Consider the following 14,813-nt stretch of genomic DNA (forward strand, 5'->3'; position numbering starts at 1 on the left):
CACCGACCGCGTCGGTCGGATCCTCACCGACCGTGTCGGTGAGGTCGTCACCGACAGTCTCCGTTTCGCCGATCTGTGCCTCGCTCATCCGTAGTCCTCCGAACTCACCAAGATCCGCCCGTCGTCTCCGCCCTCGCCCGTCCAGCTGACGAGCAGGTCGCCGAGTGGTTCGAGTTGTTCGAACGCCACGGCCCGCTGGCGGTACAGCTCCAGCAGTGCGAGGAACCGCGCGACGATCTGTACGGTCTCCTCGCATCCCGCTACGAGATCACCGAAACCCGCCCAGGCACCCTCGCCGCGCTGCCGCAGCAGGTCGAGGATGATGGCGGCCTGTTCCGGCACCGACACGGGGGATGCGTGCAGGTGGTCGAGACCCACCGTCGGCACCGGACGGGGCGCGAGCGCCGCGGCCGCGATGTCGGCGAACGCTGCGGCGTCGACACCGAGCAGCACCTCGGGCAGCAACCCGACGTACCGCTCCTCCAGCGCGACGGCCCTCGGGTAGCGGCGCAGGGCCGCGGATTCGAGTTCCGCGAACAGCTGCGCGATCTGTTTGAACGCCCGGTACTGCAACAGCCGCGCGAACAGCAGGTCCCGCGCCTCCAGCAACGCCAGGTCCTCGGCGTCCTCGACCTCGCCTGCGGGCAGCAACTTCGCAGCCTTGAGGTCGAGAAGTGTTGCGGCCACGACGAGGAATTCGGTGATCTGGTCGAGGACGTTGCCCGCGCCGGTGGTCCGGGTGTCCAGGTCGGCGCTCAGTGCCCGGGTGTAGGCGATGAAGTCGTCGGTGACCTGATGCAATGCGACCTCGGTGACGTCGAGGCGCCGCTGACTGATCAGGGTGAGCAGGAGGTCGAACGGTCCCTCGAAGTTGCGCAGTCGAACCCTGAAGCCGCCGCTCTCCTCCGTGCCGTCGGTGAGCTCGGAGTCCACTACCGGCCGGACCGCGCGATCACTTCGCGTGCGAGCGCCCGATACGCTTGCGCTCCACCGGATTTCGGCGCCCATGTGGTGATCGGCTCACCTGCGACGCTGGTCTCCGGGAATCGGACCGTCCGGCTGATCACCGTGTCGTACACGAGGTCACCGAACACCTCGACGACCCGCGTCATCACCTCACGCGCATGGAGGGTCCTGGCATCGAACATGGTGACCACGATGCCAGACATCTGCAGACGCGGGTTCAGCCGGTCGCGGACCTTCTCGACGGTGTCGTTGAGGAGGGCCAGGCCGCGCAGACTGAAGTACTCGCATTCCATCGGGATGATCACCCCCTCGGCGCAGGCCAGCGCATTGACGGTCAGCAGACCGAGCGACGGCTGACAGTCGATGAGGATGTAGTCGTAGCGGTCGAGCACCGGGTACAACGCCCGGCCGAGCGACTGTTCGCGCCCGACCTCGGTGACCAACTGGATCTCGGCAGCGGACAGGTCGATGTTGCTCGGCAGCAGGTCGAGGTTCTCGACGCGGGTACGCATCAGCACGTCGTCGATCGACACCTTGCGCTCGACGAGCAGGTTGTGGACGGTGAGGTCGAGGTCGTTGTGGGCGACTCCCAGGCCTGCGGACAGCGCACCCTGCGGGTCGAGGTCGACGAGCAGGACCCGACGCCCCTGCTCGGCGAGCGAGGCCCCCAGGTTGATCGTCGAGGTCGTCTTTCCGACGCCGCCCTTCTGGTTGCACATCGCGATCACCTTGGCGGGACCGTGCGAGGTGACCGGTTGCGGGTCGGGAATCACGCGGAGCGGTCGACCGGTGGGTCCGAGTTCCGTTTCTCCGTCGGAATCGGTGAGACGGGTGGGTGCCGTGTCGTCGGCGTCGATTTCGGGGGTCGCGGTCTCGACGTCGCCGTGTGGTGCCGGCGCAGCGGGACCGCTCGGGATCCGCTGCTGATCGGCGATGCCGTCCGGCGATGTCGCCGAGGGCGGCTGAGGTGTCATCACGGTTTCGATGGCCCCTTCCTCGCTCGTGCATGCTCGCACCACGACGCTACCGCCTGGCACCCGGAAGCCGCCGCGGACACGCGCGGGCGAACTAGCGGGCGCGGGGATGAGCGCCTGCCCACACCTCTCGGAGCGAGCCGATCGTGACGAGGGTGTAGATCTGCGTGGTTGTCACCGACGCGTGTCCCAGCAGTTCCTGGACGACGCGGACGTCGGCGCCGCCGTCGAGCAGGTGCGTCGCGAACGAATGCCGCAGGGTGTGCGGGGAGACGCCGTCCGCGAGCCCGACCCGGTCGGCCGCGGACCGGAGCACCTGCCAGGCGCTCTGCCGCGTCAGCCGACCACCGCGGGAATTCAGGAACACCGCGGGCCCGCCTCGGGACACGAGCGCGGGCCTGCCTCGGACCAGATACGCCTCGAGCGCGGCGAGCGCGGGCCTGCCGATCGGGACGATGCGGTCCTTGCCGCCCTTGCCGCGCAGCAGGACCGCACGGTCGACGGCGTCGATGTCGTCGAGATCGAGCCCGACAGCCTCGGAGATACGGGCCCCCGTCGAGTACAGGAGTTCGAGCAGCGCCCGGTCCCGTAGAGCACGCGGCTGGTCGCCCGAGTCCTCTCCCCCGGTGGATTCGAGCAACGCCAGCACCTGGTCCAGCGGTAGCGACTTCGGCAACCGGCGGCTCGGCGACGGCGGTTTGACGCCGTGCGCGACGTCCGCCCGGGCGAAGCCTTCCGCGGTCGCGAACTTGTGCAGTCCGCGCACCGCGATCAGGGCCCGCGCGGCGGACGAGGGAGCGAGCGGCCGCACCCCGTTCGGGGTGTCGCCCCGCCGCAGTACCACCACGAAGTCGGTGATGTGCCGTTGCGCGACCCGATCGAGGTCGTCGATCCCGCGGCTCGTCAGGTACTCGCTGTACCGCTCCAGGTCGCGGCGATAGGACAGCAGTGTGTTCGCCGCCACGCCGCGTTCCACGGCGAGGTGGTCGAGGTAGCTCGACACCTGCTGTGCGAGCACTTCAGGAGCCGTGCCCGCGGCGGTCGAAGGCGGTGGGTCGATCCGGCCACGCGGAGTCGAGCGGCCTGCCCGCGGTTCCACCACCGGCACGAAGCGCCGCCAGCGCGAGGATTCCCGACAACGCGGTGGCGTTGACGATCTCCCCGGCCAGCGCCTGAGCGACGGCGTCGCCGACCGACACGCGCGTGATCGAGAGGTCGGCCTCCTCGTGTTCCGGGTCCGGGCGGTCCACCTCGGTCAGACCGGTCGCCAGGTAGACGCGGATCGCTTCGTCGGTGAATCCGGGCGACACCGCGACGTCGACGAGTACGGACCAGTGGTCCGCGGCGAGGCCGGTCTCCTCGGCCAGCTCCCGCCGGGCCGCGTCCACCGGGTCTTCACCGGTGGCGTCGAGCAGCCCGGCGGGCAGTTCCCGGATCCGGCGTCCGAGCGGATGCCGGTACTGGTCGATCAGTACCAGGCGATCCTGCTCGTCGACGGCGACGACGGCGACCGCGCCGTGGTGCTCGACCACTTCACGGTTGGCGGCGACGCCGCCCGGCATCGCGACGCGGTCGACCCGCAACGCGACGATCGCGCCTTCGTACACCGTCCGACTGTCGAGCGTGTCGAAGTCGTGCTGTCCGGGAATCATCGTCGGGTCAGCCTGCGGTGACGTCCGAGGCGGCCTCGTCTGCCTGCTCCTCGACATCGGGGTGCACGTCCACCTCGAGACGCTCGGCGGCCTTGTACTTCACCGCCGCACCGACGAATGCCGCGAACAGCGGGTGCGGGCGGGTGGGCCGGCTCTTGAGCTCCGGATGCGCCTGCGTCGCAACGAAGAACGGGTGCTTGTCGGCGGGCAGTTCGACGAACTCGACGAGGTGCCCGTCCGGCGAGGTGCCGCTGAACTTCAAGCCCGACTTGGCGATCCGGTCCCGGTACGAGTTGTTGACCTCGTAGCGGTGCCGGTGCCGCTCGGACACGTTCTCGCTGCCGTACGCGCGGGCGACGACCGAGCCCTTCTCGAGGACGGCCGGGTAGGCACCCAGGCGCATGGTTCCACCGAGATCGGCTTCACCCGCGACGATGTCCTCCTGGTCGGCCATCGTGGAGATGACGGGATGCTTGGTGTCCGGCTCGAACTCGGCCGAGTTCGCATCGGCCAGGCCGACCGAGCGGGCCGCTTCGATGACGACTGCCTGCAGCCCGAGGCACAGGCCGAGCAGCGGGATCCCGCGGGTGCGGGCGAACCGGATGGCCCCGAGCTTGCCCTCGATGCCGCGGATGCCGAAGCCGCCGGGGATCAGGACGGCGTCGACCTCGCCGAGCGCCTCCTGGGCGCCTGCCTCGGTCTCGCACACGTCGGAGGGAACCCAGTCGATCTCGACCTTCGCGCGGTGCGCGAAACCACCGGCACGCAGGGCCTCGGTGACCGACAGGTAGGCGTCGGGCAGGTCGACGTACTTGCCGACCAGCGCCACGCGCACACTCTCACGCGGGTTGTGGACGCGTTCGAGCAGGTCGCCCCACACCGACCAGTCCACGTCGCGGAACGGCAGGCCGAGCTGACGCACCACGTAGGCGTCGAGCCCCTCGCTGTGCAGCACCTTCGGGATGTCGTAGATGGAGCGGGCGTCGGGAGTGGAGATGCAGGCGTCGACGTCGACGTCGCACATGAGGGCGATCTTGCGCTTGAGTCCCTCGGGGACGTCGCGGTCGCAGCGCAGGATCAGCGCGTCCGGCTGGATGCCGATGTTGCGCAGCGCCGCCACCGAATGCTGCGTCGGCTTGGTCTTGAGCTCACCGGACGGGCCGAGGTACGGCACGAGCGAGACGTGCAGGAAGAAGACGTTGTCGCGTCCGACGTCGTGCCGAACCTGCCGGGCCGCTTCGAGGAAGGGCTGCGATTCGATGTCGCCGACGGTGCCACCGATCTCGGTGATCACGACGTCGGGCACCTGGCCCTGAGCGTCGGGGCCTGCCATTGCGAGGATCCGGGACTTGATCTCGTCGGTGATGTGCGGGATGACCTGCACGGTGTCGCCCAGGTACTCGCCGCGGCGTTCCTTCGCAATGACCGACGAGTACACCTGACCCGTGGTCACATTGGCGAACGCGTTGAGGTCGCGGTCGAGGAACCGCTCGTAGTGCCCCACGTCCAGATCGGTCTCGGCGCCGTCCTCGGTGACGAACACCTCACCGTGCTGGAACGGGTTCATGGTGCCCGGATCGACGTTGAGGTACGGGTCGAGCTTCTGCATCGTCACCCGGAGGCCACGGGCAGTGAGCAGCTGTCCGAGGCTCGAAGCCGTCAGACCCTTGCCGAGAGAGGAGGCCACGCCCCCACTGACGAAGATGTGCTTGGTGGCGGTACGCGAATGACTGCGTGAGAGTGGCAAGAAGGGCTCCCGTGACGACTTGCAGGACTTGACCAATGGTATAGCTGGGGCCTGCCGACCCACGGGTCTTCACGGTAACACCTCCGCAAGCCTGCGGGTGCACGGCACGCCCGTTCGGACCGCCTCGCCCGTGTGATGTCAGCCGATCGGCACTCCCACGGTGACCGCCGTCGCATTCGGCCCGGTTCCGAAACGACCCGCCCCGCCACCGAGCTGGTCCTGCAGTGCGAGGACCGTCGTGATGCGACCGGATTCCCTGTCCACATCGTCCACCGTGGACACCCCGGACGACAGAGCGGTGTCGGATCGCACGACCGCGACAGGTCCGTTGCCCTGCGCGGACGCCGGCCTGCCCGCCAGTACGGTTCCGGCACCGCGCCCGTCGAGGGCGCCTGCGAACCTGGCGACGATGGCACCCCGGTTCCCGCTGTCGGACCCACCGTCGCCCGTCAGGACCACCGCGAGCTGCGCGGGCGCGACCGTGCCGTTGTCGTAGGCGACGAACCCGCCGGCCCGCAACGCGTCCAGCGCCAACGTCAGTTCCTCCGGCGTGCTCTGCGGCTGCGCGGTCTGAGCATTCAGAAGCAGAACCGATCCGAGCAGGTCACCCGCGAGGCTGCCCTGGTCGACGGCACCGGTCCGCAACTGGATGCCCGCGGGGACGACGTTGGTGACGGTGGTCCGCAGCTGGTCCCCAACCGCCGCATCGACGAATGCGTCGGTGAGCGCGACCCGCCCGGTCACCGTCCCACCGGACGCGCCGATCAGCCTGGTCACCTCGTCGAGGTCGGCCGGGTCGGCATCCGGGGTGGTGATGACCACGACCGACCGCTGGGCCAGAGCGTCCCGCACGACACGATCCGCGACCGCGGCGTCGAAACCGTCGGCCGCGGCGAGTTGCTCACCGAGCCGGTTGTTCTCGTCGCCGAGGTCGTTGATCCGGTTCTGCATGTCGGCCTTGTCGTCGCGCAGTCCGGACATCAGCGAGTCGGACAGCGTTCCCGACCCGAGAACGACGCCGATGGCGAGTGCAAGGAAGATCGCCGCGATCGAGATCGCGTGTTGACGCATGGAAATCACTTGAAGAATCCCTGAACCCAGATCGCAAAGCTGTTCCACGTCTGGACTGCCCAGTCCACGACCTCGCCACCGATGTTCGACACGACCAGCGCCACGATCACGGCGGTCAGCGCCGCCAGAACGAGGAGCGCGATCGCGGCCCCGGAGACACGGCTCCGGTACAGCGTCGCAACGGCTTTCGCGTCCACCAGCTTCGGTCCGACCTTCAGCCGCGTCATGAACGCCGCCGGATTGTCCTCACGCCGCCCCCGGTCGAAGAACTCGTCGAGCGAGACCGTACTGCCGACGGTGACGATCAGCGAGGCCCCGTGGTGGTCGGCGAGCAGCAGCGCAAGATCCGCAGGCGCGCAGGCAGCGGGGAAGGTCATCGCACCGATCCCCAGGTCCTGGATGCGTTCGAGGCCGGGCGCATGCCCGTCCGGGTCGGCGGGCAGGACAACCTCGGCGCCGGACTTGAGGGTCGCCGCGGTGACCTCCTCCGGGTCGCCGACGATCAGGTCCGGGCGGTAACCGGCCGCGGACAGCGCGTCTGCGCCCGCCCCGACGCCGATCAGGATCGGCGAGTACTCCTTGATGAAGGGCTTCAGATTCTTCAGATCCGCAACGTGATCCGGTCCGTCCGCGACCACCACGACATGGCGATCCGTCATGTCGACGTCCACGTCCGGCACGCCGACGCCGTCGATCAGCAGGGGACTCTCGGTGCGAATGAACTCGATCGTGTTGCCCGAGAATGCCTCGAGGTGATCGACCAGACCGGTCTTCGCCTCGATCATCAGGTCGGAGATCTCCGCCTCGGACTGCTCGACCCCGGCGGCCAGGCGGCGCTCACCCGCGTGGATCCCACCCTCGTGGAGGCGGATCTTCGAGCCGTCCTTCACCTTCTTGAACACCTCGTCACCGGCCGAGTCGACGAGGACGATCCCGTTGGCGACCAGCACCTCGGGACCCAGGTTCGGGTATCTGCCGGAAATCGATGGCGACGCGTTGACGACGGCGGTCACCCCGGCGGCGACGAGCGCATCGGCGGTGACCCGATCCAGGTCCAGCTCGTCGAGGACGACGATGTCGCCGGGGCCGACGCGGCGAAGCAGCTTCGCCGTGTTGCGGTCAACCCTGGCGATGCCGGCAACGCCCGGCAGCGACTCGGTGTTTCGTGACAACAGAGCGGGCATCTTCATGTCCTCGATGATGACGCGCACACCGGTCCGCGCCGGGGAGGCGCGCCGAACCTCTTACCTCACGAGTCACTCGAACACCACGAGCGACACGGCGTCGCGAGCTCCGAACCGGTCACCCGGACGGTTCGTCCCACCCGGTCAGGACGCTCGCTCGGCTCCCGCGGTCGCGAGCAGCTCCTCGGCGTGGGCTCGGCCCGTCTCCGTGTCTCCCAGACCGGCGAGCATCCGCGCCAGTTCGGCGACTCGCTCGTCGTCGCTCAGGGTCCGAACCCCCGAGTCGGCCCCACGCTTGCCGTCCACCTTGTCGACGACGAGATGGGTGTCGGCGAAGGCCGCCACCTGGGGCAGGTGGGTCACGACGATGACCTGATGGGTGCGCGACAGACGCGCGAGCCTGCGACCGATCTCGACCGCCGCGCGACCTCCGACCCCGGCGTCGACCTCGTCGAACACCATCGTTGCGCCGGACTGCGCGCCTGCCAGCACCACTTCCAGGGCCAGCATCACGCGCGAGAGCTCACCACCGGACGCACTCTTGCCCAGCATCAGCGCCGGGGCACCGTCGTGCGCGGCGAGCCGGAACTCCACCTCGTCGACACCGGCGGATCCGGCATGAACCGCCTGCCCGTCGACCTCGAGCGGCGCCGAATCCTGCGCGGTCGCGACCATCGGCCGGACCACGACCTCCAACTTGGCCTTACCCATCGCGAGACCTGCGAGTTCCGCGGTCACCGCCTTGCCCAGCTTGCCCGCCGATTTCGCGCGAGCCCGGCTCAGCGCACCGGCGGCCTCGGCGAGCGCGGTCGCCGCCGAGTCGACACGCGCCGCAAGTGACGCGAGCGCATCGGCCGAGACGTCGATCCGGCCGAGTCGGTCCCGGGCCTGCGCGGCCCACTCGAGCACGCCGTCGACGTCGGCTGCGTACTTGCGGGTGAGGGTCTTCAGCTCCGCCTGCCTGCTCAGCAGCACGTCGAGCGCCCCCGGATCCGACGGCAGGCCCTCGAGATAGCCGGTCAGATCCGAGGCGACGTCGGTGAGGATGGTGATCGCTTCACCCAGGCGCGGCGCGAGCACGGTCAACGCCTGGTCGTCGGACGACTCGACTCGCGAACGCGCTTCTCCCAGAAGGTCGAGCGCACCGGACCCGGCCGGCCCGACCTCGTCGGTGAGATCCCCCGCCCCGGACAGTGCGGCCTGCGCACCCGCTGCGGCGGAGCGCAGGGAGTCGAGGGCGCCGAGCCGTTTCACCTCGGCGACGATTGCAGCGTCCTCACCGGGTTGGGGGGCTACCCCATCGATCTCGTTCAGTGCGAACTCGAGCCGATCCGCTTCCTGTGCCAGCTCGCGGCTGCTCCGAGTCCGTTCGTCCAGTTCCGTACGCGCCTGCAGCCACTGCGAACGCACTCCGCGGTACTTGTCGAGCAGCGAACCGAGCGCCGCGCCACCGAACTCGTCGAGGGCCTGCCGCTGCTGGTCGGGTCGCTGCAGGCGAAGCTGGTCGTTCTGACCGTGCACGGTGAGCAGCGGAGTCGTCAGCTCCGCGAGGACACCAGCCGGAACGCCGCGGCCACCGAGATGAGCTCGGGACCGACCGTCCGCTCCGACCGTGCGGACGGCGATCACGGTGCCGTCCTCGTCCCGCTCGGCACCCGTGGACTCCAGCATTCGGTCGATGTCGGCGGCCACCTGCGGGCCGACGTTCGCCGTCGAGAACCTCCCCTCGACGACGGCTCGTTCGGCACCGACACGCACGCGCCCGGCGTCGGCCCGGGCACCACCGAGCAGGTGGAGGCTGGTCACCACCATCGTCTTGCCCGCACCGGTCTCACCGGTCAGGACGGTGAACCCTTCGTGGAACTGGGCCGAGGCCGATGCGATCGCGCCGAGTGAATCGATGCGGAGTTCAGTGAGCACGCCTACCGTCCCCTTCCCCACGGCCGCGCAGACCGCGCCAGCCCTTCACGGGCAGTTCGAACTTTCGCACCATCCGGTCGGCGAAGGGCGCCGAGTCCAGGCGGATCCACTTGACGGGGTTCGCACCTCGCACGATCTCGACGCGACCGCCCGCAGGTAGCGCCAGGGTGCGGCTCCCGTCGCAGAACACCAGCCCGTCGTGACCACCGGCGAACGTCTCCACCGCGATCGTCGACTCGGGACTCGTGACGAGAGGCCGCGCGAACAGTGCATGGGCGTTGCTCGGAATCACCAGCAGCGCTTCGAGTTCCGGCCACACGATCGGCCCGCCCGCCGAGAACGCGTACGCCGTCGACCCCGTCGGCGTTGCAACGAGCACCCCGTCACACCCGAACGACGACACGGGCCTGCCGTCCACCTCGAGGACCACCTCGAGCACCCCGAGCCGGGAAACGTTCTCGATGCTCGCCTCGTTCAGCGCCCACCCGCGGTCGACGATCACGTCGTCCACCCGGATCGCGATGTCGATGGTCATCCGCCGTTCGACGCGATAGTCCTGACGGATCAGATGAGCGAGCGCTTCCTCCAGATGCTCGGCCTCCGTCTCCGCGAGGAATCCGATCCGGCCGAGGTTGATCCCGAGGACCGGAATGTCCGCGGCGCGAGCCAGTTCGGCGCCGCGCAGGAACGTCCCGTCGCCCCCGAGGACCAACACCAGCTCACAGCCCGTCGCGGCGTCGGGTCCCGGCTCGACCACCGTGACCTGCACGTCGTCCCGCGAAGCGGGGTCGACCCGCTGGTCGACTTCGGAGGCGAGCACGCGCAGTCCGATACCGGCACCGGCGAACACGCGCGCAATCCGTCGCGTCGTGTCGCTGATCTCGGTTCGCCCCGAGTGGGAGACGACGAGGATCTCGCGATGAGCTCCGGTCACTTCGGTCCCTCCTCGACCGCGCGGCGAACGAGGTCCTCGACATCCGGCGCACCGGGATCCGCCTGCTTGCGCAGCCACAGGAAGTACTCGACATTCCCCGACGGTCCGGGGAGGGGGCTCGCGACCACACCGAGGGTGCGCAGGCCGAGTTCGTCCGCTGCTCGGGACACCTCGAGCACCGCTTCCGCGCGCAGGGCCGAATCACGCACCACGCCACCGGATCCGACACGATCCTTACCCACCTCGAACTGCGGCTTCACCATCGGCACCAGATCGGCTCCGTCGGCGGCACAGGCTACGAACGCCGACAGCACCAGCTTGAGCGAGATGAACGACAGGTCCGCGACGACCACCGCGACCTGACCACCGATCTGATCCGGTTCAAGCGACCGCACGTTGGTCCGGTCGACGACCATGACCCGGTCGTCGGACTGCAGCCGCCACACGAGTTGTCCGTAACCAACGTCGACCGCGACCACCTCTGTCGCACCCCGACTGAGCAGCACGTCCGTGAATCCGCCCGTGGACGCGCCCGCATCCAGGCACCGCTTACCGGACACCGACAGCCCTTGGGGCTCGAACGCGTCGAGCGCACCGAGGAGCTTGTGTGCGCCTCGCGACGCCCAGGAGACCTCGTCGCTCTCCTCGGTCACCAGCAGAGGCGTACCTGCCTCCACCCCGGTCGCAGGCTTGACCGCAACGGACCCGTTGATCAGCACCCGGCCGTCCGCGATCAGCTGGGCTGCATGTTCCCTCGAGCGAGCCAGACCTCGCCGAACGAGTTCGGCGTCGACTCGTGCACGCCTGGCCACCTCAGATCTTGTCCACGGTCGCGAGCGCCTGCACCAGAACCTCGTGGGCACGCTCGAGGACGTGTGCCTGATGCGTGATCGCCCGGTGGTGGTCCTGCGGATCGACGGCGGTCAGTCCCGCGAGCAGATCGTCGACCTCGGCGTGGATCTGCTGGGGGTCGACGGTCTGGGGCGGACCCGGCAGGTGCTGTCCGGGTTTCGGTGTCGGCGTACTCATCGCCGTCAACGCTATCCGATCGACCCGGGACTGCGCAGTCGGCCGCGGCAGTGCCGCGTCAGCGGGAGCGCTCCGTACCGCCGAGCTGTTCGGCGACCGCAGCAGCCACCTGTCCCCGTCCCCGCACCGCAGCGACCCCCGACGACTCCCAGGCAGCAGCGAGCGCTGCGCGGAGCACGACCATCTCGTCGACACCGTCCCCGGCGGTGATCGTCAGTGTGGTCCCGTCCACGTCGACGCTCACGTCCGGATGCGCCGTGATGCGGAGCTTCTCGGGCCGCTCGTCGAGCGCCGCGAGTGCCCGCGACAGGTAGGTCGGCCGCTCCGCCGGTGGAGCAACGAGGAGATCGAACGGCGTACTCACCCCGGTCAACACCAGTAGCGAGTCGAGTCCGGTCGCGTTCGCACCCGCGATGTCCGTGTCGATGCGGTCGCCGACGACCAGCGGACGCGTCGCGGCGCTGCGGCGTACCGCGTCATCCATCAGTGGACGCGCAGGCTTGCCCGCGACATCGGGCTCACGGCTCGTTGCCGTCCTGAGCGCCGCGACCATCGACCCGTTGCCGAGGCACAGACCGCGCTCGGTCGGAAGGGTCGTGTCGACGTTCGACGCCACCCAGTAGGCGCCGGCACGGATGGCGAGGGTCGCCTCCGCGAGGATCCGCCACCCGGTATCGGGTGAATGCCCCTGAACCACGGCGACCGGGCCGTCGTCGAAACTGCGAACCGGCCGCAGTCCCACGAGGGCGACCTCCTCGGCCAGCGCGTCGGTACCGACGACGAGCACCGGGGACCCCGGAGGAACCCGCTGCGCCACCAGCCGCGCCGCGGACTGCGAACTCGTGACAACCTCGAATTCCGTTGCTGGGAAACCGAGTTCACTCAAGTGTCCGGCGACATCAGCGGGGCTGCGGCTGGCATTGTTCGTGACGTAGAACAGACGAGGCCCCCCGTCGACGACGAGCGCATCCCTGGCCCCGGGAATCGCGTACGCACCCGCGTAGACGGTGCCGTCCAGGTCGAGGAGCAGAACGTCGTACTCGTCCCGCAGTCGCGTACCTGCCGACGACAGCCCTGCGGTCACTGATCGCCGGAGAGTTCGGCCACCCGCTCCTCGGCGTCGGTGTCACCGTCGTGGTCTGCGGCGGCCGCGTTGAGGAACCACTTCAACCCGTCCTGCACACGACCGGCCGCGACGAGCGCGTCGGCGTAGGCGTAGAACAGGCGCGCGGCCGTCGGACCGGACTTCGACGCGTCCAGTTCGGGGGTCTGCAACGTGACGACGGCCTGATCGAACTGCCCCAGGTCCATCCGCGCACCGGCGACGACGATGCGGAGTTCGGTGGCTTCGTCACCCGACAGGGCTCGCGCCTCCTCGCTCCGGCCGAGTTCGATCGCGCGCTCGGGACGACCGAGGCCTCGCTCGCAGTCCGCCATGACAGCGAGAAGTCCAGGCCCGCCTGCCATGCGGCGGGCAGCTCGGAGTTCGGACAGCGCTTCCGCCCATTCACCCGCGTGGTACGCGACGATGCCTGCGGTCTCCCGGACCACGGCGACACGACCCGCGCGGTTCCGCGCGGCCCGTGCATGAGCGAGGGCCAGTGCCGGATCGTCCTCGAGGAGCTTGCTTGCCATCACCAGGTGCCGCGCGACGGCATTCGCGTTCGACTTGTCGAGGCTGAGCAGGTCGCGACGAACCGTCTGGTCGAGCTCGCCGGCCTGGACCTCTTCCGGCAGGTTGGGCTCGTCGGGACGGGCCGCTCGACGCTCGGGGAATGCTCCGCCGTCACGCGGGCGCGGCGCGAAAGCACCCTCGCCGCCACGACGCTGCGGGCCACCCCCGCGGCGATCCGGTCCACGACCGTCACCGCCCTGCCGACGATCACCGCCGCGGTAGTCGCCGCGCGACGAGCCGCTGTCACGACGGTCGCCACCAGCGGAGCGACGGTCGCCGCTCGGGCGGTCTCCGCCGGATCGACGGTCGTCGGATCCCCGGTAGCCGCCGCGCTGGTCACCTCGCGGACCGCCATCCCGGCGGTCTCCACTCGAGGAACGTCGGTCGTCACGGTCGCGGTATCCACCACCGGAACGCGGTCCGTCGTTGCGAGGACCATCGTGCCGGCCGCTGGCCTCACGCCCTGCCCCGGTGCCTTTTCCGCCGCGCGGTGCATCACCGCGACGCCGTTCCGGATCGTCGCCTCCGTGGGCTCGACGATCTCCGTTGCTGTCAGCCACAACGTCTCCTTCGAAGACAACCCAGGCAATGTCAATGAAAACACGAAAGGGGACCCAATAGTATGGGTCCCCTTTCGGATGTTATGTACGGCGGTGTCCTACTCTCCCACACCCTGTCGAGTGCAGTACCATCGGCGCTGGAGGGCTTAGCTTCCGGGTTCGGAATGGGACCGGGCGTTTCCCCTCCGCTATGGCCGCCGTAACTCTGTGAAACTGTCACACGGAACCAGAAACACACAACCCCAACAATCAGGATCGAAATTTCCGGCTCTGAACAACGTGTGTTGTTTCAGATACCGCACAGTGGACGCGTAGCTTCTTTGTGGTAAGTCCTCGGCCTATTAGTACCAGTCACCTACATGCATTACTGCACTTCCAGTTCTGGCCTATCAACCCGGTAGTCTGCCGGGGGCCTTACCCCCTCAAGGGGGTGAGAAACCTCATCTTGGAACAGGCTTCCCGCTTAGATGCTTTCAGCGGTTATCCCTTCCGAACGTAGCTAACCAGCAGTGCCCTTGGCAGGACAACTGGCACACCAGAGGTTCGTCCGTCCCGGTCCTCTCGTACTAGGGACAGCCTTCCTCAAGTTTCTAACGCGCGCGGCGGATAGAGACCGAACTGTCTCACGACGTTCTAAACCCAGCTCGCGTGCCGCTTTAATGGGCGAACAGCCCAACCCTTGGGACCTACTCCAGCCCCAGGATGCGACGAGCCGACATCGAGGTGCCAAACCATCCCGTCGATATGGACTCTTGGGGAAGATCAGCCTGTTATCCCCGGGGTACCTTTTATCCGTTGAGCGACACCGCTTCCACATGCCGGTGCCGGATCACTAGTCCCGACTTTCGTCCCTGCTCGACCTGTCAGTCTCACAGTCAAGCTCCCTTGTGCACTTGCACTCAACACCTGATTGCCAACCAGGCTGAGGGAACCTTTGGGCGCCTCCGTTACATTTTGGGAGGCAACCGCCCCAGTTAAACTACCCACCAGGCACTGTCCCTGAACCAGATCATGGTCCGAGGTTAGATGTCCAATACGATCAGAGTGGTATTTCAACAACGACTCCACGAACACTGGCGTGCCCGCTTCACAGTCTCCCAC

Annotated in this window: 13 protein-coding genes and 2 rRNA genes; all 15 read right to left on the reverse strand. The window is 68.4% G+C overall.

The genetic code is table 11. The annotated features are described in order from the left end of the window. Window positions 1-84: 84 nt before the first annotated feature. Complete coding sequence (locus RHCRD62_RS10045; RefSeq protein ID WP_050064485.1) at window positions 85-933, reverse strand: segregation and condensation protein A; 849 nt, start codon at window positions 931-933, stop codon at window positions 85-87. Beyond that, window positions 933-1,940, reverse strand: coding sequence for a ParA family protein (locus RHCRD62_RS10050; protein ID WP_084734169.1), 1,008 nt, complete (start codon window positions 1,938-1,940; stop codon window positions 933-935). Before RHCRD62_RS10050 ends, RHCRD62_RS10045 begins: the two co-directional genes overlap by 1 nt. Window positions 1,941-2,034: 94 nt before the next feature. Then, window positions 2,035-2,958 (reverse strand): site-specific tyrosine recombinase XerD, encoded by a 924-nt coding sequence (xerD, locus tag RHCRD62_RS10055; protein WP_050064487.1) that lies wholly within the window; start codon window positions 2,956-2,958, stop codon window positions 2,035-2,037. Window position 2,959: 1 nt separating this feature from the next. Then, entirely contained in the window at window positions 2,960-3,592 is a 633-nt protein-coding gene (locus RHCRD62_RS10060; protein ID WP_050064488.1) for an NUDIX domain-containing protein, read from the reverse strand. A gap of 7 nt (window positions 3,593-3,599) precedes the next feature. Beyond that, the gene (locus RHCRD62_RS10065) at window positions 3,600-5,339 is read right to left on the reverse strand and encodes a CTP synthase (RefSeq protein ID WP_050064489.1); all 1,740 of its coding nucleotides are present in this window, start codon (window positions 5,337-5,339) and stop codon (window positions 3,600-3,602) included. Window positions 5,340-5,477: 138 nt separating this feature from the next. Beyond that, window positions 5,478-6,419 (reverse strand): copper transporter, encoded by a 942-nt coding sequence (locus RHCRD62_RS10070; protein WP_050064490.1) that lies wholly within the window; start codon window positions 6,417-6,419, stop codon window positions 5,478-5,480. Then, on the reverse strand, window positions 6,416-7,600 hold the full coding sequence (gene steA / locus RHCRD62_RS10075) for a putative cytokinetic ring protein SteA (RefSeq protein WP_050064606.1): 1,185 nt from the start codon (window positions 7,598-7,600) through the stop codon (window positions 6,416-6,418). The genes RHCRD62_RS10070 and steA overlap by 4 nt, the downstream gene beginning before the upstream one ends. Window positions 7,601-7,738: 138 nt before the next feature. Continuing rightward, window positions 7,739-9,514: a DNA repair protein RecN gene (gene recN, locus RHCRD62_RS10080; RefSeq protein ID WP_050064491.1), complete on the reverse strand. Its 1,776-nt coding sequence runs from the start codon at window positions 9,512-9,514 to the stop codon at window positions 7,739-7,741. Then, a complete protein-coding gene (locus RHCRD62_RS10085) occupies window positions 9,504-10,448 on the reverse strand; it encodes an NAD kinase (RefSeq protein WP_050064492.1) in 945 nt (314 codons plus the stop codon). Before RHCRD62_RS10085 ends, recN begins: the two co-directional genes overlap by 11 nt. Further along, on the reverse strand, window positions 10,445-11,260 hold the full coding sequence (locus RHCRD62_RS10090; RefSeq protein WP_050064493.1) for a TlyA family RNA methyltransferase: 816 nt from the start codon (window positions 11,258-11,260) through the stop codon (window positions 10,445-10,447). The genes RHCRD62_RS10085 and RHCRD62_RS10090 overlap by 4 nt, the downstream gene beginning before the upstream one ends. 1 nt (window position 11,261) lies before the next feature. Then, on the reverse strand, window positions 11,262-11,477 hold the full coding sequence (locus tag RHCRD62_RS10095) for a hypothetical protein (RefSeq protein WP_050064494.1): 216 nt from the start codon (window positions 11,475-11,477) through the stop codon (window positions 11,262-11,264). Window positions 11,478-11,535: 58 nt separating this feature from the next. Further along, window positions 11,536-12,561 (reverse strand): HAD-IIA family hydrolase, encoded by a 1,026-nt coding sequence (locus RHCRD62_RS10100; RefSeq protein ID WP_253277261.1) that lies wholly within the window; start codon window positions 12,559-12,561, stop codon window positions 11,536-11,538. Next, window positions 12,558-13,712, reverse strand: a complete 1,155-nt coding sequence (locus RHCRD62_RS25435) for a tetratricopeptide repeat protein (protein WP_216596621.1) — start codon at window positions 13,710-13,712, stop codon at window positions 12,558-12,560. Before RHCRD62_RS25435 ends, RHCRD62_RS10100 begins: the two co-directional genes overlap by 4 nt. Window positions 13,713-13,797: 85 nt before the next feature. Next, window positions 13,798-13,914: ribosomal RNA gene (gene rrf / locus RHCRD62_RS10110) — 5S ribosomal RNA — on the reverse strand. 119 nt (window positions 13,915-14,033) lie between these two features. Next, window positions 14,034-14,813, reverse strand: a 23S ribosomal RNA gene (locus tag RHCRD62_RS10115); the annotation flags it as partial.

Source organism: Rhodococcus sp. RD6.2, assembly GCF_001040705.1.
Lineage (GTDB): Bacteria > Actinomycetota > Actinomycetes > Mycobacteriales > Mycobacteriaceae > Rhodococcus_G.

Excerpts from the sequence above, each read along its gene's own strand:
- RHCRD62_RS10050 (WP_084734169.1), bottom strand. The coding sequence starts at position 1,940 with ATGACACCTCAGCCGCCCTCGGCGACATCGCCGGACGGCATCGCCGAT.
- RHCRD62_RS10060 (WP_050064488.1), bottom strand. The coding sequence starts at position 3,592 with ATGATTCCCGGACAGCACGACTTCGACACGCTCGACAGTCGGACGGTG.
- steA (WP_050064606.1), bottom strand. The coding sequence starts at position 7,600 with ATGAAGATGCCCGCTCTGTTGTCACGAAACACCGAGTCGCTGCCGGGC.
- RHCRD62_RS10095 (WP_050064494.1), bottom strand. The coding sequence starts at position 11,477 with ATGAGTACGCCGACACCGAAACCCGGACAGCACCTGCCGGGTCCGCCC.